A 17,620-nucleotide genomic window follows, 5' to 3' on the forward strand; every position below is an offset into this window, starting at 1 on the left:
GTCGAGCCCGGGGTGCGCCTCCGCCCAGCCCTCCGCCTGCTGCCGCGCGCGCCGGGCCGCGTCCCCGTCGACCGGGACGGCGGGCAGCACGACGACCCGCCGCGCCCCCAGCCGCCGGCACCGGTCCAGCCCGGCCGGCACGTCGGGAACCGCCTCGCTGACGAAGGCGGTCTCCACGCCCGCGTAGCCGCGCCCCTCCCACAGCAGGCGGGCCGCCCGTACGGCCTCGGCGTTCTCCACCGGCTCCGGGGACCCGGCGGCGACGAGCAGCACCCAGGTGCCGTCCCGGTCCTGCGGTGCCCGGCGCCCGCCGCCCAGCGCCTGCTCGACGCGCCGCTCCAGTACGTCCTCGGGCGGGATGCTCAAGGTGCTGTCTCCTCGCTGGTGCCTGCCGCGGGGCGACGGCGGCGCGCCACCGCGGCCGTCGCCCGGGCCGTGCCCCCGCCGCCGGGCACGGACTTCGTCTTCGGGACGAGCAGTTCGCCGCCGGGCGCCGCGGCGAGCGCCGCCGCCTCGGCCACGGACGGCGTGCCCACGGCGGCCAGCGCGGCTCCGGAGGGCGTCGGCACATCCACGGCGGCCAGCGTATCGGCGTCGTACACCAGCAGGGGCACGCCCAGCGCCCCGGCGGCCGCCACGATCCCCGGCTCGTGCGCCCGGGTGTCGAGTGTGGCCAGTGCGGCCGGGCGCGCACTCCCGGCGCCCGCCGCGGCCAGCACCCGCGTGACGAGCGCCAGCAGTTCGCCCGCCGGGACACCCCGGGCGGCGCCGACGCCCACGACCAGGGTCACGCGGGCGCGCCGCCCCCGCCGGCGCAGGCCGCGACGAACCGCCGTGCCAGGGACGGCTCGGCGGCCCAGTGCACATGGAGGTACGACGCGTGGACGCCGCCCCGCACGAAGCCCTCGACCCTCCGCTCGGGCCGGGTGAACCCCCAGGCCGGGACGGCGCCCGCGCCGGGTTCGACGACCGTGCGGTGGAACTCGTGCCCCCGCACCCGCGTCCCGGCCGCCGCCAGCACGTTGTCCGCCACCGCGACCGCCTCGCGGTAGCCCAGCGTCAGCCGCTGCGACATCCGGGCCGTCGCGTCCAGGACCCCGCACATGGGACGTCCGTCGAGTTCGCGCGCCAGGTACAGCAGCCCCGCGCACTCCGCGGTCAGCGGGCCGGGGAAGGCCGCGACGGCCGCGCGCAGCGGCGCGTTGGCGGACAGCTCGGGCGCGTGCATCTCCGGGAAGCCGCCGCCTATGACCAGCCCCGCCGCGCCGTCCGGCAGCCGCTCGTCGCGCAGCGGGTCGAAGGTGACGACCTCCGCCCCGGCGGCGGTGAGCAGTTCGACGTGCTCGGCGTAGGAGAAGGTGAAGGCGGCCCCGCCGGCGACGGCGACCGTGGGCCGCGTGCCCGGTGCCGCGGGACCGGCCGCCGCTTCGGGGTCCCAGGGCTCGTCGGCGAGTGGCGGCGCGCTGCGGGCCAGCGCCAGCAGCGCGTCCAGGTCGCAGCCCGCGCGCACCCGGGCCGCCAGGGTGCGCACCGCCTCGACGGCGTCCGCGCGCCGTTCGGCCACCGGCACCAGCCCCAGGTGCCGCGACGGCGTGCCGACCGCGGCGTCCCGGCGCAGCGCGCCGAGCACGGGCACGCCCGCGCCGTCCAGCGCGTCGCGCAGCAGCTCCTCGTGGCGGTCCGAGCCGACCTTGTTGAGGATGACGCCCGCGACCCGGACCTCCGGGTCCCAGGAGGCGAAGCCGTGCACCAGCGCGGCCACCGAGCGGGACTGCGAGGAGGCGTCCACCACCAGCACCACCGGCGCCCGCAGCAGTTTCGCCACGTGCGCGGTGGACGCCAGCTCGCCCATCCCCGAGGCCCCGTCGAAGAGCCCCATCACGCCCTCCACGACCGCGAGATCGGCCCCGCGCGCGCCGTGCAGGAACAGCGGCGCGATCCGCTCCGGGCCGCACATGTACGCGTCGAGGTTGCGGCCCGGGCGGCCGGTGGCCAGCGCGTGGTAGCCGGGGTCGATGTAGTCCGGGCCCACCTTGTGCGGGGAGACGGCGAGCCCGGCCTCCGCGAAGGCGGCCATCAGCCCGGTGGCGACGGTGGTCTTGCCGCTGCCCGACGCGGGGGCGGCGACGACGAGCCTGGCTACCACTCGATGCCCTTCTGGCCCTTCTGGCCGGCGTCCATCGGGTGCTTGACCTTGCCCATCTCGGTGACCAGGTCCGCGAAGTCCAGCAGCGGCTGCGGGGCGTTGCGGCCGGTGATCACGACGTGCTGGGTGCCGGGACGGTCGCGCAGCACCGACACCACCTCCTCGGTGTCGATCCACCCCCAGTGCAGGGGGTAGGCGAACTCGTCCAGCACGTAGAGCCGGTAGGTCTCGGCGGCCAGGTCGCGCTTGATCTGCTCCCAGCCCTCGCGGGCGGCGTCCTCGCTCGCGGTGACGTCGTCGGCGTCCCGCTGCAACCAGCTCCAGCCCTCGCCCATCTTGTGCCAGGCGACGCTGCCGCCCTCGCCGGAGGCGCCGAGGACGCGCAGTGCCCGCTCCTCGCCGACCTTCCACTTCGCCGACTTGACGAACTGGAACACTCCGACCGGCCAGCCCTGGTTCCACGCCCGCAGCGCGAGGCCGAAGGCCGCCGTCGACTTCCCCTTGCCGGTGCCGGTGTGCACCATCACCAGCGGCCGGTTGCGGCGCTGGCGCGTGGTCAGCCCGTCCTCCGGCACGACGCTCGGCTGTCCCTGTGGCATTACGCGGCCCTCCGTACGTCCCGCACCAGTGCCGCGACGCTGTCCGCGCGCAGCTCGTCCAACGTCACGGCGGTGCCGTGCAGTTCACGCGCCAGTACGCCCGCCAGACCCAGCCGCACCGGCCCGGTCTCGCAGTCGACGACGACCGACGCGACGCCGCCGGCGGCCAGCAGGCGGGCGGCCCGCGCCGCCAGGGGCAGCGGCTCGGGGCCGCCGGTCGCCCGGCCGTCGGTGACGACGACCAGCAGCGGGCGGCGCGCGGCGTCCCGCAGCCGCTCCACGCGCAGCACCTCGTGCGCCTTGAGGAGCCCGGCCGCCAGCGGGGTGCGGCCGCCCGTGGGCAGCTTCTCCAGGCGCGCCGCGCCCGCGTCCACCGACGAGGTCGGCGGCAGGGCCAGTTCGGCCCCCGTGCCGCGGAAGGTGATCAGCCCGACCTTGTCGCGCCGCTGGTACGCGTCCAGCAGCAGCGACAGCACCGCGCCCTTGACCGCGCCCATGCGCCGCCGGGCCGCCATCGAGCCGGACGCGTCGACCACGAACAGCACGAGGTTGCCCTCGCGGCCCTCGCGCACCGCCTCGCGCAGGTCGTCCCGGCGGATCACCAGCCCCGGTCCGCCGCGGCCGCGGGCCCGCTGGTGCGGGGCGGCGGCCTGCACGGTCGCGGCCAGGTGCAGCTTGGTCAGCGTGCCCCGCGGCTGCCGGGCGCCGGTGGTCCTGCCGTGCGCGCTGCGGGCCCGGGACCGGCGCCCCGCGGCGCCCTCGCCGAGGCCCGGCACGGTCAGCGCGCGGGCCGCGAACGGCTCCGCCGAGGGCACCGCGGCCTGCTCGCCGGGCGCACCGGCGCCGGGCGGGGCACCGGCGGTGCTGTCGGGAGCGGTGTCCGAAGGAGCCTGCGACGGGCCGCCGTTGTCGTCCCGGGGCGGCCGGCCGCCCTCGCCGGGACCGCCGTCGCCGTTGTCGCCGCCACCGTCGCCGTCCGGATCGGGGTCCGGGTCGGGGTCGGGCTCGGGTTCGTCGTCCCCGCCGCGGTGCTGCTCCAGCGTCTCGTCGAGCTTGTCCTCGTCCATGCCCGGCGCGTCGAAGGGGTTGCGGCGCCTGCGGTGCGGCAGCGCGAGCAGGGCGGCCTGGCGCACGTCCGCGTCGGTCACCTCGGTGCGGCCCGCCCAGGCGGCCAGCGCGGTCGCGGTGCGGGCCATGACGATGTCCGCGCGCATGCCGTCCACTTCGAAGGCGGCGCACGTCGCGGCTATCTGGCGCAGCGAGCCGTCCCCGAGGCGGACCGAGGGCAGCAGTTCCCGTGCCGCGGCGATCCGCGCCCGCAGCGCGCCCTCCTCGGCCTCCCACTTGGCGGCGAACGCCGCCGGGTCCTCGTCGTACGCCAGCCGGCGCCGCACGACCTCCACCCGCTCGTCGGTCTCCCGCGACGCCCGGACCTCCACGGTCAGCCCGAAGCGGTCCAGCAACTGCGGGCGCAGTTCGCCCTCCTCGGGGTTCATCGTGCCCACGAGCAGGAACCGCGCGGCATGGCGCACCGAGACGCCCTCCCGCTCGACGTAGGACGCGCCCATCGCGGCGGCGTCCAGCAGCAGGTCGACCAGGTGGTCGTGGAGCAGGTTCACCTCGTCCACGTACAGCACCCCGCGGTGCGCGTCGGCCAGCAGGCCCGGCTCGAAGGCCTTCACGCCCTCCGCCAGGGCCCGTTCGATGTCCAGCGCCCCGACCAGGCGGTCCTCGGACGCGCCCACCGGCAGCTCCACCATCCGCGCCGGCCGCGACGCCGGCTGCGCCCCCGCCGGATGCGGTCCGTCGGGGCACGCGGGGTCCGGCGCCGCCGGATCGCAGCTGAAGCGGCAGCCCGCGACCACGTCCACCCGCGGCATGAGCGCCGCCAGCGCCCGCACGGCCGTGGACTTCGCGGTGCCCTTCTCGCCGCGCACCAGCACGCCGCCCACGGCCGGACTCACCGCGTTCAGCAGCAGCGCCAGCCGCAGGTCCTCCATCCCGACGATCGCGGTGAAGGGGTAGGGGGTGCTCACGCGGCTGCCTCCTCGTTGGCACGGACCGGGTACGGACCGGGTACGGACGTCACGGCGCACCCGGGGGGACGAAGGGGAGACCGGGCGGGGGCCCGGAGTCGATGAGGCGGAGCAGGGCGTCGGTGTCGGCGTGCTCCTCGATCAGGTCGCCGAGCCGGTCGAGCTGCTCCTCGCGCAGCGCCGCGAACGCCGTGTCCGGCGCCGGGACGAAGCGCCGCCCCGCGGCCTCGGCGACGCGGCGCAGGAAGGCGCGGCGGAAGCCGTCGCTCTCCAGGGAGCCGTGCCAGTGGGTGCCCCAGACGGCGCCGGTGCGGCAGCCGTCGAGGAACGGTTCGTCGCCGCCGCGGACGTCGGCGACGCCGTGGTGGATCTCGTACCCCTCGACGGTCTCCCCCCAGGCCGTGCCGGACGGCCGGGCCAGGGTCTTGCCGGGCGCGAAGCGCACCCGGACCGGCAGCAGGCCGAGCCCCGGTACGAGACCGGCCCGCGACTCGACGGGGTCGTCGATCGTCTCGCCCAGCATCTGGAAGCCGCCGCAGATTCCGAGCACCGGACGGCCTTCCGCGGCACGCCGCACGACCGCGTCGGCCAGCCCGCGCCGGCGCAGCCACTCCAGCGCCTTGACCGTTCCCCGGGTCCCGGGCAGCACGACCAGGTCGGCGTCCGCGAGTTCCTCGGGCCGGTCGACGAAGCGCACGACGACGCCGGGTTCGGCCGCTAGGGCGTCGACGTCGGTGAAGTTGGACATCAGGGGGACCGCGGCGACGGCGACCCGCAGCACGTCCTCGCCGTGCGGCGGCGCCGAGTCGGACTCCCGTACGGTGCCGCGCAGCGACAGCCGCAGTCCGTCCTCCTCGTCGATACCGAGGCCGTGCTGATACGGCAGGACACCGTAGAAGCGGCGTCCGGTCAGACCGCTCAGCATCTCCAGCCCTGGTTCCAGCAGCGAGACGTCGCCGCGGAACTTGTTGACCAGGTAGCCGCAGACGAGTTCCTGGTCCTCGGGGCTCAGCAGCGCCGTCGTGCCGAAGAAGGACGCGAAAACGCCGCCGCGGTCGATGTCGCCGACGACGACCACCGGCAGCCGCGCGGCCCTGGCCAGGCCCATGTTGACGATGTCGCCGTGGCGCAGGTTGATTTCGGCGGGGCTGCCCGCGCCCTCGCAGATGACGGCGTCGTGGCGGGAACGCAGCTCCTCCAGGCAGCCGGTGACGGTCTCCAGCAGTTCCGCGCGGCTGCCGTTGTGGTAGCCGCGCGCGCTCATCTCGCCCACCGGGCGGCCCATCAGCACGACCTGGCTCGTGCGGTCGCCGCCCGGCTTGAGCAGCACCGGGTTCATCAGCGCGGACGGCTCCACGCGCGCGGCCTGCGCCTGCATGGCCTGCGCCCGGCCGATCTCGGCGCCCTCGCGCGTCACGTACGAGTTCAGCGACATGTTCTGGGCCTTGAACGGGGCCACGGACACGCCCCGGCGGGCCAGCCAGCGGCAGATGCCGGCCGTCACGACGCTCTTGCCCGCGTCCGAGGTGGTGCCAGCGACCAGCAGCGCGCCGCCGCTCATGCGCTCCTCCTCCGGCTCCCGCGGGCGAGCCGGTGCCAGGCCAGCCGGCCCCCGGCCGTGGCCAGCAGGGCCAGCGCGCCCACCCGCCGCGACAACCGCACCGCCCGCTCGATGTCCGCCACTTCCACCGCCCGGTTGCCCGCGCCGAGTACGGGCCGGTGCTCGACCCGGCCCCCGTACGCCAGCGTCCCCCCGAGCCGTACGCCCAACGCCCCCGCGAACGAGGCCTCGACGGGTCCGGCGTTCGGGCTGGGGTGCCGGCCGCCGTCCGCCTGCCAGACCCGCCACGCGCCCCGCCGGTCGGGGCCCGCCAGCACGGCGAGCGCGGCGGTCAGCCGGGCACCGGGGAAGCCGGCGACGTCGTCGAGGCGGGCCGACGCCCAGCCGAACCGGCGGAACCGCGGCGACCTGTGACCGACCATGGCGTCGAGGGTGTTGACCGCGCGGAAGCCCACGAGCCCCGGCACGCCGCCCAACGCGCCCCACACCAGGGCGCCGACGACGGCGTCCGAGGTGTTCTCCGCGACCGACTCGACGACGGCCCGGGCCATCTGCCGCTCGTCCAGCGCCTGCGGGTCCCGCCCGCACAGGTGGGGCAGCCGGGCCCGCGCCGCCGCGGTGTCCCCGGCGGCCAGCGCGGCGCCGATCGTCCGCGCCTCACGCCCCAGCGACGTACCGCCGAGCACCGCCCAGGTCGCGGCGGCGGTCAGGGCCACGGACGCGGCGGGGGAGCGGCGTACGGCGCGTGCGGTCCCCGCGGCGGCCGCCGCGGCGCCCCCGGCGCACAACACGGTGTAGAGCGCGCCCCGTCCGCGGTGGTCCTGCCACAACGCGCGCTCCAGCGCGCCCGCCACGCGCCCGAAGGCCGCGACGGGATGCCCGCGGCGCGGGTCCGCGAGGGCGAGGTCGGCAAGCCAGCCGAGAGCCGCCCCGGCGGCGAAGACCGACGGCGCGGCAGAGCCGGCGTCGGGTGTACGGCGGCAGCCGCCCATCGCTGGTGTCCTCACTCAGGGTCCGCGCCCTGGCTCGACGTGACCGGCGGTGAGAGTCTCCTGGCTCCCGGATCGGCGGCACCCCCGGCCTTCCAGCCCGTGGTACGGGCCGTGGCCGCTGGTGGAGGCGCGCTCCCCGGTGACAGTGGCGGGACCGCGCCGGATTCGCACCGGACTTCCTCTCCTGCCGCCGTGTGGCGGTTCCGATACCACCACGCGCCGATCCGGCCCGTCAACTCACCCCGTAGCGGCCCGGAAACGCGGAAACCCCAGCTCACGGCCGGAAAGGCCGGGAGCTGAGGCCGAGTTCACACCGCGTGGCGGCGTATCAGGCGACGATCAGGAGGATCCCGTACGCCACGGCCGCCGCGCACAGCGCGAAGCACGCGTACGCGCCCGCGCGCGCCAGGGCGCCCTGACCGCCCCCGGTGCCGGCCGGCCGGGACAGGCCGACGATGCCGAGGGTGAAGACGCCGACGAGACCGACGGTGACGGCGAGGCTGACGCCGAAGACGGAGCCGAGGGCAGCCCAGTCGATGTGCATGCTGCTGTGTCCTTCCGGGACGGGTGGGGGCTGCGGGCCCGGCGTCAGACGGTGGCCTTGGTGTGGCCGGTACCGGTCGCGGGCCCCGCGGGCGGCGGCGCCACGGCGGCGACGGCCGCGGTGACGATGCCAGGCTCCGCGGCGCCGGAGCCGGCGTCCGTGCCGGCGTTGACGTTGTCGGCGTTGACGTTGGTGTGGTCGACCGGCCTGCGGCGGGCGGCCACCCGGATCGCGGCGCACACGGCGAGCGCCAGCACGGCGACGGCGGTGACGCCGGCGTCGCCCTGGTCGGCCAGGAGCGCGGCGCCCGCCGCGACCAGGCCGGCGGCCGGCAGGGTCAGCACCCAGGCGGCGGCCATGCGGCCCGCGGTGCTCCAGCGGACGACGCCGCCCTTGCGGCCCACCCCGGCGCCCAGGACGGAACCGGAGCAGACCTGGGTGGTGGACAGCGAGAAGCCGAGGTGCGAGGAGGCCAGGATGACCGCCGCGGCGCCGGTCTGGGCGGCGAAGCCCTGCGGCGGCTGGATGTCGGTGATGCCCTTGCCCATGGTGCGGATGATCCGCCAGCCGCCGATGAACGTGCCGAGCGCGATGGCCAGGCCCGCCGAGCCGATGACCCACAGCGGCGGGTCGGAGTCGGGCGCGACGACGTTGCCGGTGACGAGGGCGAGCGTGATGACGCCCATGGTCTTCTGGGCGTCGTTCGTGCCGTGCGCGAGGGAGACCAGGCCCGCCGAGGCGATCTGGCCGGCCCGGTAGCCCCTGGCGGTCGCGGCCGGGTCGCTGCCGCGGCTGATGCGGTAGGTCAGGCGGGTCGCCAGCAGCGCGGCGACCCCGGCGACGACCGGCGCGCAGACGGCCGGGACGAGCACCTTCATCACGACCGCGTCGCCGTTGACCGCCCCGAACCCGGCGGAGGCGACCGAGGCGCCGATCAGGCCGCCGAACAGGGCGTGCGACGAACTGGAGGGGAGTCCCGCCAGCCAGGTCAGCAGATTCCAGACGATCGCGCCGACCAGCCCGGCGAAGATGACCTCGGGCCGGATCCCCGCGGTCTCGTCGAGGATCCCGCCGGAGATCGTCCTGGCGACCTCCACCGACAGGAACGCCCCGACCAGGTTCAGCACCGCGGACATCGCCACCGCTGTCCGGGGACCCAGTGCGCCAGTGGAGATGGTGGTGGCCATCGCGTTGGCGGTGTCGTGGAAACCGTTCGTGAAGTCGAACACGAGTGCGGTGATAATCACGATTCCGATCAGGAGCGTGATGTGTTCCATGTACCCAGACATTCGTTTGATCCGTCAGTGGCGGTGGCGACCGTACGGAGTCCGAGTGAACGGAAAGTTAACGATGGGAAGCCTGGGGGTGCTGTGACTCAGGGGGCGGGCCGCTAGTGACGCCCGGCGATCCGGTCGGCCGCCCGGGCCAGTCCGTCCGTCGCGGCGCTGCGGCCGGACTGCTCGCGGCGGTCGGCGGCGCGGTAGGCCGCGTACAGGCCGTGCACGCCGATCCAGCGCAGCGGTTCGGGCTCCCAGCGGCGGACGCGGTGGTGTACCCACGGCAGGCCCGTCAGCTCCGTGCCGTGCCCCTGCCCGGAGTCGAGCTGTACCAGGTCCCGCAGGGTGCGCGCCGCCAGGTTCGCCGTGGCCACGCCGCTGCCGACATAGCCGCCCGCCCAGCCGAGCCCCGTCGAACGGTCCAGCTCCACCGTCGCGCACCAGTCGCGCGGCACACCCAGCACGCCCGACCACGCGTGGTCGATCCCGGCGCGTCCCGCGGCCGGGAAGAAACGCACCAGGATCTCGCGCAGCGCCTCGACCGTCTCCGGCCGGGTCCGCCCGTCGTTGTCGGTGCGCGAGCCGAAGCGGTACGGCACGCCCCGTCCGCCGAGGGCGATCCGGTCGTCGGCGGTGCGCTGCGCGTACATGTAGGCGTGCGCCATGTCGCCCAGCGTCTCGCGGCCCTCCCAGCCGATGGTGTCCCACACCTCGGCGGGCAGCGGCTCGGTCACGATCATCGAGGAGTTCATCGGCAGCCAGGACCGTTTGTGGCCCTTGAGCGCCGCCGTGAAGCCCTCCGTGCAGCGCAGCACATAGGGGGCCCGCACGCTCCCGTACGGCGTCAGCGCGTGCTTGGGCCTGATCTCCGTCACCGGCGTCGACTCGTGGATCACCACGCCGAGCGCCTCCACCGCCCGCGCCAGGCCCTGCACCAGCTTCGCCGGGTGGACGCGGGCGCCGTGCGGCGTCCATGTGCCGCCCGCCGTGCCCGCGACCCGCACCCGCCGGGCCGACTCGGCGGCGCCCAGCAGCAGCCGGTCCTTCTCCCCGAAGGCCACCTCCGCCTCGTGGAAGGCGCGCAGGCGGGCGAGTTGGGCGGGGGAGTGGGCGACCTCCAGGACGCCGCCCTTGTGGATGTCCGCGTCGATGCCCTCCTCCGCCGCGGCCCGGATCACCTCGTCGACCGTGTCGTTCATCGCCCGCTGCAGCGCGATCGCGGAGTCCCGTCCGTGCAGGGCGGCGTAGCGGTCGCGGCCGGCGATGCCGTTGTAGAGCCAGCCGCCGTTGCGGCCGGAGGCGCCGTAGCCGCAGAAGCGCTGCTCCAGGACGACGATCCGCAGGAAGGGCACGGTCTTCTTCAGGTAGTACGCGGTCCACAGGCCGGTGTAGCCGCCGCCGACGATGCACACGTCGGCGGTCGTGTCCCCCGGCAGCGGCTCGCGCGGCACGGGGAGGCCGGACTTCGCGTACCAGAAGGAGATGCCGCCGTTGACGGTGGTCATGGTGCCCCTGCAATTCGTAAGGGTGATCGGTCCGAGGTGTGCCGGGACGCTACTGTGCCCCGGGAGCGTGCGGCAACGCCCAACCTGTCAGGATCAGCGCCCGGAGGTGGCACGGATGTCGGTGCAGGACACGGTGGGCAAGGCCTGGTCGGAGCTCGTGGACACGGCGCTGCGCTCGGTCGCCGACGGGCTCGTGGTCGGTACGTCCGGCAATGTGTCGGTCCGGGTGGCCCCCGACCTCGTCCTCGTCACCCCCAGCGGGGTGCCCTACCACCGGCTCGGCCCCGACGACACCGTCGGTGTCGACCTCACCGGCCGGCAGGTGCTCGGCACGCTGCGGCCGACCAGCGAACTCTCCATGCACCTGGCGATCTACCGGAACACCGACGCCGGCGCCGTCGTCCACACCCACGCCGTGCACGCCACCGCCGTCTCCACCCTGCTGTACGAACTGCCCGCCATCCACTACATGGCCGCCGCGCTCGGCGGGCGCATCCGCGTCGCCGACTACGCCACCTACGGCAGCGAGGAACTGGCCGCCCACGTGCTGCGCGCGCTCCGCGACCGCACCGGCTGCCTGCTGCGCAACCACGGCACCATCGTCTACGGCGACGACCTGGAACAGGCCTACGACCGCACCGCGCAACTGGAGTGGATGTGCCAGGTCTGGCTCGCCGCCCGCTCCGTCGCCGGCTTCTCGCCCTCCCTGCTGTCGAAGGGGGAACTCGCCCGGGTCGCCGAGAGACTGCGCCAGTACGGGCAGCCCGGCGCCGACGGCGAGCCGTCCGGCGCCGGGGACGGCCCCGAGTAGCTCCCCGGACGGCGCCCAGCACTGGCCGCCCCGCGCGCCCGCCCCGACACTGGAACGGATGCGCCTCACGACCGCCGCGGCCCTGGCCGCCACGACAGCGTTCGGTGCCGGTGCGGCCGCGGTGGCGGCCGGACGGCATGTGTCGGAGCTTGCCCTGAAGCCGCGCACCGACGGTCCCGACCCGGAGTCGCTGACCGTGCACGCGGCGACCGACCGCGAGGTCACCCTCAGCAGGACCCTCGGCGCCACCCGGCCCGGCATGTACGGGATCACCGGCCGCGACGTGCACGCCGCCGTCGGCGACGTGCTGTCCACCGCCCCCGGCTCGGTGACCCGGCGCCTGCTGCGCGTCGGGCAGGGCGCCCTGACGGCCGGGCAGCGGGTCCGGCTCACCCCGCAGGTGTACGACGGCGATCCCGCCTCGGCGCTCGGCCTGGCCTACCGGGACATCGAGATCCCCGGCGAACTCGGCCCGCTGCCCGCGTGGTTCGTCGACGGCGCCCGCGACACCTGGGTCCTCCTGGTGCACGGTCTCGGCACCACGCGCGAGCACACCATGGTCGTGCTGCCCACGCTGCACGCGCTGCGGCTGCCCTCGCTGGTCCTTGCCTACCGCAACGACCGGGGGGCGCCGCGCTCCCCCGACGGGATCGGGCACCTCGGCGACTCCGAATGGCGTGACCTGGACGCCGCCATGCGCTACGCGGTCCGGCACGGCGCGCGCCGCCTGGTGCTCTACGGCTGGTCCGCCGGCGCCACGATGGCGCTCCGGGCGGCCTGCGACTCCCCGCTGCGGGCCCTGGTGGCCGGGATGGTGCTGGACTCCCCGGTGCTGGACTGGCAGTGCACGGTGCGCGCCGCCGCGGCCGCCCGGGGCGCGCCGCGCGTCCTGCTGCCGCTCGGTGTGCGCGCCGCCGAGGGACGTACGGGACTGCACGCGGAACGCATCGCCGAGGCCGCCGCGCCCGGCCGGCTCGGCGTGCCGACGCTCATCTTCCACGGCCCCGGCGACACCCTCGCGCCCTGGGGCCCGTCCCGCGAACTGGCCCGTCTCCGGCCGGATCTGGTCATGCTGTACCCGGTCGACGACGCCTCGCACGCGGCGATGTGGAACGCAAACCCGCAACCCTACGAGGAAGCCGTCCGCCGCTTCCTGACACCCCTCCTCTAGCCTGCTCTTTTTCTCGCCCGTGCGGCTGAATAAATGCAGATATACCCCGGCAATTCGCACGCCTCCGGGTGGTGGAGGGGGACGCTCGTTTGGGTTTCCGGGTGCTCACCCGCAAGACTGCTCCCGTGACGTCCCGTATCCCGCGAGACACTCCGCTGCGTCTCGTTCCGCGCAGGCCCCTGGCCGCCGCGCACCGTGTCGCCGTGACGCGCAGAAACCGGCCGCCGCGGCCGCCGGAGGGCATCCCGGCGCTGCCGGAGCTGGCGAGGAGGGCGCGTGCCGAACTCGCCGACGCGGTTCGTCTGGCCCACTGGGCCGACCCCGCCGCCGGTGCCGCCCCCGGCACGGCCGGGATACTGCGGGACGCCGATGTCCTGCGGGCCGTCGCCGCACTGACCCTGACGACCCATCAGGTCCGTGCCGCGTGGGACCGGGCCCGGCTCGCCGGCCTCATCGAACTCCACAAGGGCGGTGCCGCCCGCCCCGGTTGGCGGCTGCGCGCCTGGGACCGCGACGACACCGCCGTGCTGCGCGGCTGGGTCGCGCTCTTCGACGCCTGGTCGCTGGCGCACCCCGCGGCGCTCGATCCGGCGTGCGCCGGCGCGGACCCCGCGCTGGTCGCCGAAGTCGTCGAGGCCGCTCCGCAGTTGCTCTCGCTCCTGCACCTCTCCTCCGGGCCGGTCGCCGTGGCGGCCCTGCTCGACCTGCTGCGCCAGCGCGTCGACGAGCTGCGCGCGGAGCGCCACGAGCCCCCGGCCGGCGGCGGCCGCGACGACCTGCCCCCGCTCCTGGACTGGATGCTCGACGCGCTGGCCCGCGTCGGCGCCCTGGAGCCCCGCGACCCTGCCCGCCCCGGCGAGGTGACCATCACCCCGCTCGGCAGCTGGGCGGTGTGGGTCAAGCTGGAGCAGATCTGCGTCGCCGCACAGGGCCCGGCCGGGCACTTCGAGCACTCCGCCGAGGAGATGCTCAAGGCGTGCATCGGCATGGCCCCGGGCGCGGCCCGCGACGAGTACAAGGCGTGGCTCGCCGCCCGCCCGGTCGCCCAGGCGGTCACCGAGTTCCTGGACGTCGCGCGCGGCGACGACGCCCTGCTGCGCGGGCTCGCCTTCGAGGCGCTGCGCGTCGTCGGCGGTCCCGCCGAGCCGGCCGTGCGGCACGTCGTGGACGAGCCGGGGCTGCGTCCCTACGCCCTCATGTGGCTCGCCGAGCACGAGGGCGCCGACCCCGAGGACGTCGCCGCCCTGCTCACCCGTGAGGAGGCCACCTGGCTGTGGGTGGACACCGCGGCGGCCGTCGCCGACCACGGCGAGAGCCATCTGCTGGTGGGCCACCTCGACGCCGCCCTCCAGGGCTCGGTGTCCCGCCTGCTCGACGACCTCCGGGTCGCCGGGCACCCGCGCACCGTCCAGGTGCTCGTCGCCCTCGCCGCCGCCCACCCGGACCCCGCGCTCGCCAAGGCGATGCGCCGGGCCGCCTTCCAGGTGCACACCGGCGGGGAGTGAGCCCGGGCGCCGGCCCGGTCACCCCCGGGCCGGTATCCGCGGCGCGTAGGTGCCGAAGGACCAGAGATTGCCCTCGGGGTCGCGGGCGGTGTAGTCACGCGACCCGTAGTCCTGGTCGGTGAGCGGCAGCACGATCTCCGCGCCCGCGGCGACCGCCCGCGCGTGATGGGCGTCGGCATCGGCGACCACCACGTACACCGAGACCGGGCCGAGGTCCCCGGCGGCCCGGGCGAACGCGCTGCCCGACTGCGCGCTCCCCAGCATCACCAGGCCGTTGCCGTAGGCGAGTTCGGCGTGCTGCACGGTGCCGTCCCCGCTTTCGTGCACGGCCACCTCCGTGAAGCCGAAGGCGTCGTGGAGGAAGGCGATGGCGGCCCTCGCGTCCTTGTAGCGCAGCGTCGGGCAGATCGTGGGCGCGGCTCCGTTGCCTGCCATGACGATCACCTTCCCCTTCCGGAACATGTCCCGCCGGTGTGACGTGGATCTCAGTGTGGCAGGGGGGTACGACAACGGCCCTCGTGCGGGCGACGCCCCCGGGTCCGCCCCGCGACGGCCGGTCAGCGGAAGGTGTCGCAGTCCTTCAGGTCCCCCGAGCGCAGCCCCGCGCCGAACCACTGCTGCCGCTGCGCCGAGGAGCCGTGCGTCCACGAGTCCGGGTCGACCCGGCCCTGCACCCGGGACTGGATCGCGTCGTCCCCGACCGCCGCGGCCGCGTCCAGGCCCTGCCGGATGTCGGTGTCGGTCAGCCCCGTGATCAGCGCGCTGCCGGTGGTCGCGTCGCGCGTGGTGGTGGCGTGGTGCGCCCACACCCCCGCGTAGCAGTCCGCCTGGAGCTCCACCCGCACCGAGTTGCTGTTCGCACCCGTGCGGCGGTCCTGCGTCGACGCGAGCGTGCCCGCCAGGTCCTGCACATGGTGCCCGTACTCGTGGGCGACCACGTAGCTCTCGGCGAAGGGTCCGCCCTCGGCCCCGAAGCGGCGGCTGAGCGTGGCGAAGAAGTCCAGGTCCAGGTAGACCTTGCCGTCCTCGGGGCAGTAGAAGGGGCCCGACGAGGGGTCGGCGACACCGCAGCCCGTGCGGACCGGCTGGTCGAAGAAGACCGTCGGCGCGGGCCGGTACACCGCGCCCCGGCGCCGGAACTCCGCCGTCCAGTAGTCCTGCACGTTGTTGATCACGGCGACCATGCGGCAGTCCTGCCGGGTGTTGGCGTCCGCCCCCGTCCGGCAGCCCGCGGCCAGGTTCGGCCCCGAGGTGGCCCCCGGCGCGCGGGCCGGCGGGTCGTCGGAGAGCCCCAGCTGGTCCGGGCTGATGCCGAAGATCAGCCCCACGACGACCACGATCAGCCCCGCGATGCCGCCGCCCACCATCCGGCCCCGCCCGCCGCCGGACGAGCCGCCACCTCGTTGGTCCTCGACCTCGGAGGGGTCGAGCGGTGCGTCGTCGTCGAACTGCATGCCCCTCATTGTCCGCCGCGCCCCCGTGCCGCGCAGGGGTGCCGTCCGGCCCCGGTGGCCGAAAACCGTTTGCCGGGACACCGCGGTGCCCCCGGTAGACTGGACGCATGGCAGTACTCCAAGCGCATTAGACGGCCGTCGCCGACCGCGACCCTCCGCCCGCACGTCGCCCGCCATCCACCACCCACGACGCGCTGGCGCGGCACTCAGACAGCCGTCCGCCACGCCCAGGAGCCCTTCCCGTGATCACTGCCTCAGGCATCGAGCTGCGCGCCGGAGCCCGCGTCCTCATCGAGTCCGCCTCCTTCCGCATCGCCCGCGGCGACCGCGTCGGCCTGGTCGGCCGCAACGGCGCCGGGAAGACCACCCTCACCAAGGTGCTCGCCGGCGAGGGCATGCCCGCAGGCGGCACGGTCACCCGCGCCGGTGAGGTCGGCTACCTGCCGCAGGACCCGCGCACCGGTGACCTCGACGTCCTCGCCCGCGACCGGATCCTGTCCGCCCGCGGCCTGGACACCGTCCTGCGCAAGATGCGGGAGAACGAGGAGCGGATGGCCAGCGGCAAGGGCGCCACCCGTGACAACGCGATGAAGAAGTACGCGCGCCTGGAGACCGAGTTCCTCACCAAGGGCGGTTACGCCGCCGAGGCCGAGGCCGCCACCATCGCCGCCGCCCTGAGCCTGCCCGACCGGGTGCTCGCCCAGCCGCTGCACACCCTCTCCGGCGGCCAGCGGCGCCGCGTGGAGCTGGCCCGCATCCTCTTCTCGGACGCCGACACCCTGCTGCTGGACGAGCCGACCAACCACCTGGACGCCGACTCGATCCTGTGGCTGCGGGACTTCCTGAAGACCTACCGCGGCGGCTTCGTCGTCATCTCCCACGACATCAACCTGGTCGAGACGGTCGTCAACAAGGTCTTCTACCTGGACGCCAACCGCTCCCAGATCGACGTCTACAACATGGGCTGGAAGCAGTACCTCACCCAGCGCGAGGCCGACGAGAAGCGCCGCAAGCGCGAGCGCGCCAACGCCGAGAAGAAGGCGGCGACCCTCAACGCCCAGGCCGACAAGATGCGCGCCAAGGCGACCAAGACCGTCGCGGCCCAGAACATGGCGCGCCGCGCCGACAAGCTGCTGTCCGGCCTGGAGGCGGTGCGGCAGTCCGACAAGGTCGCCAAGCTGCGGTTCCCGGACCCCGCGCCCTGCGGCAAGACCCCGCTCACGGCCAGCGGCCTGTCGAAGTCGTACGGCTCCCTGGAGATCTTCACCGACGTCGACCTGGCCATCGACCGCGGCTCGCGGGTCGTCATCCTCGGCCTCAACGGCGCGGGCAAGACCACCTTGCTGCGGCTGCTGGCGGGTGCCGAGCAGCCCGACACCGGCGAGGTCGTCGCGGGCCACGGCCTGAAGCTCGGTTACTACGCCCAGGAGCACGAGACCCTGGACCCGGACCGCACCGTGCTGGAGAACATGCGCTCCGCGGCGCCCGACATGGACCTGGTCGCCGTCCGCAAGATCCTCGGCTCGTTCCTCTTCTCCGGCGACGACGCCGACAAGCCCGCGGGCGTCCTGTCCGGCGGCGAGAAGACCCGTCTCGCGCTCGCCACCCTCGTCGTCTCCAGCGCCAATGTGCTGCTGCTCGACGAGCCCACCAACAACCTCGACCCGGCCAGCCGCGAGGAGATCCTCGGCGCGCTGCGCACCTTCACCGGCGCCGTCGTGCTCGTCACCCACGACGAGGGCGCGGTGGAGGCGCTCCAGCCGGAGCGGATCATCCTGCTGCCCGACGGCGTCGAGGACCTGTGGGGCAAGGACTACGTGGACCTCGTGTCCCTCGCCTGACCCGCCGCCGGCGGCCCGGGGGAGCCGTCGGGGGAGCTGTCCGGGGGACAGCCGGCCCGCGGCCGATCATCCGTGTGGATCAATCCGCTGGATCATTCGGCCGACGGGTGATCCTTCATCTGTGTGAGACCGGCTCGTACTCCGGCGCGCCCACGTGCGATCCGTCGAACAGCGGCGC

14 protein-coding genes, 2 pseudogenes and 1 riboswitch are annotated in these 17,620 nt (G+C 75.2%); of the genes and pseudogenes, 4 read left to right on the forward strand and 12 right to left on the reverse strand.

Features of this window, described 5'->3' with window-relative positions; translation table 11 throughout:
- Positions 1-3: 3 nt before the first annotated feature.
- The 10 genes and pseudogenes from ABZ883_RS31845 to ABZ883_RS31890 form a co-directional block, all read right to left on the reverse strand.
- A pseudogene (locus ABZ883_RS31845) lies at positions 4-273 on the reverse strand (CbiX/SirB N-terminal domain-containing protein); the annotation flags it as partial.
- A gap of 131 nt (positions 274-404) precedes the next feature.
- Positions 405-788, reverse strand: a pseudogene (locus tag ABZ883_RS31850) (cobalamin biosynthesis protein); the annotation flags it as partial.
- Complete coding sequence (locus tag ABZ883_RS31855) at positions 788-2,146, reverse strand: cobyrinate a,c-diamide synthase (protein ID WP_360912317.1); 1,359 nt, start codon at positions 2,144-2,146, stop codon at positions 788-790. The pseudogene ABZ883_RS31850 and the gene ABZ883_RS31855, both read right to left, overlap by 1 nt.
- On the reverse strand, positions 2,140-2,745 hold the full coding sequence (cobO, locus tag ABZ883_RS31860) for a cob(I)yrinic acid a,c-diamide adenosyltransferase (protein ID WP_360912320.1): 606 nt from the start codon (positions 2,743-2,745) through the stop codon (positions 2,140-2,142). Before cobO ends, ABZ883_RS31855 begins: the two co-directional genes overlap by 7 nt.
- Positions 2,745-4,781 carry a putative cobaltochelatase gene (locus ABZ883_RS31865; RefSeq protein WP_360912323.1) on the reverse strand — a complete coding sequence of 679 codons (2,037 nt, stop codon included), beginning with the start codon at positions 4,779-4,781 and terminating at the stop codon, positions 2,745-2,747. The genes cobO and ABZ883_RS31865 overlap by 1 nt, the downstream gene beginning before the upstream one ends.
- Before the next feature lie 49 nt (positions 4,782-4,830).
- Positions 4,831-6,342 (reverse strand): cobyric acid synthase, encoded by a 1,512-nt coding sequence (locus ABZ883_RS31870; RefSeq protein ID WP_360912325.1) that lies wholly within the window; start codon positions 6,340-6,342, stop codon positions 4,831-4,833.
- Positions 6,339-7,334, reverse strand: a complete 996-nt coding sequence (locus tag ABZ883_RS31875) for a cobalamin biosynthesis protein (protein ID WP_360912451.1) — start codon at positions 7,332-7,334, stop codon at positions 6,339-6,341. Before ABZ883_RS31875 ends, ABZ883_RS31870 begins: the two co-directional genes overlap by 4 nt.
- 53 nt (positions 7,335-7,387) lie before the next feature.
- Positions 7,388-7,517: riboswitch (cobalamin riboswitch) on the reverse strand.
- Positions 7,518-7,662: 145 nt separating this feature from the next.
- Entirely contained in the window at positions 7,663-7,878 is a 216-nt protein-coding gene (locus tag ABZ883_RS31880; RefSeq protein WP_360912328.1) for a hypothetical protein, read from the reverse strand.
- A 44-nt stretch (positions 7,879-7,922) separates the two neighbouring features.
- Positions 7,923-9,155 (reverse strand): inorganic phosphate transporter, encoded by a 1,233-nt coding sequence (locus ABZ883_RS31885; RefSeq protein ID WP_360912330.1) that lies wholly within the window; start codon positions 9,153-9,155, stop codon positions 7,923-7,925.
- Between the two features lie 113 nt (positions 9,156-9,268).
- The gene (locus ABZ883_RS31890) at positions 9,269-10,660 is read right to left on the reverse strand and encodes an FAD-dependent oxidoreductase (protein ID WP_360912332.1); all 1,392 of its coding nucleotides are present in this window, start codon (positions 10,658-10,660) and stop codon (positions 9,269-9,271) included.
- Positions 10,661-10,775: 115 nt separating this feature from the next.
- Between ABZ883_RS31890 and ABZ883_RS31895 the strand changes: the two genes are divergently transcribed.
- From ABZ883_RS31895 to ABZ883_RS31905, 3 genes are all read left to right on the forward strand, one after another.
- Positions 10,776-11,471, forward strand: a complete 696-nt coding sequence (locus ABZ883_RS31895) for a class II aldolase/adducin family protein (protein ID WP_360912334.1) — start codon at positions 10,776-10,778, stop codon at positions 11,469-11,471.
- A gap of 58 nt (positions 11,472-11,529) precedes the next feature.
- Positions 11,530-12,642 (forward strand): alpha/beta hydrolase, encoded by a 1,113-nt coding sequence (locus ABZ883_RS31900; RefSeq protein ID WP_360912337.1) that lies wholly within the window; start codon positions 11,530-11,532, stop codon positions 12,640-12,642.
- Positions 12,643-12,767: 125 nt separating this feature from the next.
- Positions 12,768-14,147: a hypothetical protein gene (locus ABZ883_RS31905; RefSeq protein WP_360912339.1), complete on the forward strand. Its 1,380-nt coding sequence runs from the start codon at positions 12,768-12,770 to the stop codon at positions 14,145-14,147.
- A gap of 18 nt (positions 14,148-14,165) precedes the next feature.
- Here the strand turns inward: ABZ883_RS31905 and ABZ883_RS31910 are convergent, their stop codons facing one another.
- On the reverse strand, positions 14,166-14,582 hold the full coding sequence (locus ABZ883_RS31910) for a VOC family protein (protein WP_360912341.1): 417 nt from the start codon (positions 14,580-14,582) through the stop codon (positions 14,166-14,168).
- Positions 14,583-14,704: 122 nt separating this feature from the next.
- Positions 14,705-15,601, reverse strand: a complete 897-nt coding sequence (locus ABZ883_RS31915; protein WP_360912343.1) for a neutral zinc metallopeptidase — start codon at positions 15,599-15,601, stop codon at positions 14,705-14,707.
- A gap of 242 nt (positions 15,602-15,843) precedes the next feature.
- On the opposite strand from ABZ883_RS31915, the gene ABZ883_RS31920 reads away from it, so the two are divergent.
- Positions 15,844-17,442 (forward strand): ABC-F family ATP-binding cassette domain-containing protein, encoded by a 1,599-nt coding sequence (locus ABZ883_RS31920; protein WP_360912346.1) that lies wholly within the window; start codon positions 15,844-15,846, stop codon positions 17,440-17,442.
- Positions 17,443-17,620: the final 178 nt, after the last annotated feature.

The sequence above is a fragment of the Streptomyces sp. NPDC046977 genome (assembly GCF_040644455.1).
Lineage (GTDB): Bacteria > Actinomycetota > Actinomycetes > Streptomycetales > Streptomycetaceae > Actinacidiphila.

Bases quoted from the DNA above. Each gene is read 5' to 3' on its own strand.
- ABZ883_RS31890 (WP_360912332.1), bottom strand. From the start codon at position 10,660: ATGACCACCGTCAACGGCGGCATCTCCTTCTGGTACGCGAAGTCCGGC.
- ABZ883_RS31895 (WP_360912334.1), top strand. From the start codon at position 10,776: ATGTCGGTGCAGGACACGGTGGGCAAGGCCTGGTCGGAGCTCGTGGAC.
- ABZ883_RS31870 (WP_360912325.1), bottom strand. From the start codon at position 6,342: ATGAGCGGCGGCGCGCTGCTGGTCGCTGGCACCACCTCGGACGCGGGC.
- ABZ883_RS31880 (WP_360912328.1), bottom strand. From the start codon at position 7,878: ATGCACATCGACTGGGCTGCCCTCGGCTCCGTCTTCGGCGTCAGCCTC.
- ABZ883_RS31885 (WP_360912330.1), bottom strand. From the start codon at position 9,155: ATGGAACACATCACGCTCCTGATCGGAATCGTGATTATCACCGCACTC.
- ABZ883_RS31875 (WP_360912451.1), bottom strand. From the start codon at position 7,334: ATGGGCGGCTGCCGCCGTACACCCGACGCCGGCTCTGCCGCGCCGTCG.
- cobO (WP_360912320.1), bottom strand. From the start codon at position 2,745: ATGCCACAGGGACAGCCGAGCGTCGTGCCGGAGGACGGGCTGACCACG.
- ABZ883_RS31910 (WP_360912341.1), bottom strand. From the start codon at position 14,582: ATGGCAGGCAACGGAGCCGCGCCCACGATCTGCCCGACGCTGCGCTAC.
- ABZ883_RS31915 (WP_360912343.1), bottom strand. From the start codon at position 15,601: ATGCAGTTCGACGACGACGCACCGCTCGACCCCTCCGAGGTCGAGGAC.
- ABZ883_RS31900 (WP_360912337.1), top strand. From the start codon at position 11,530: ATGCGCCTCACGACCGCCGCGGCCCTGGCCGCCACGACAGCGTTCGGT.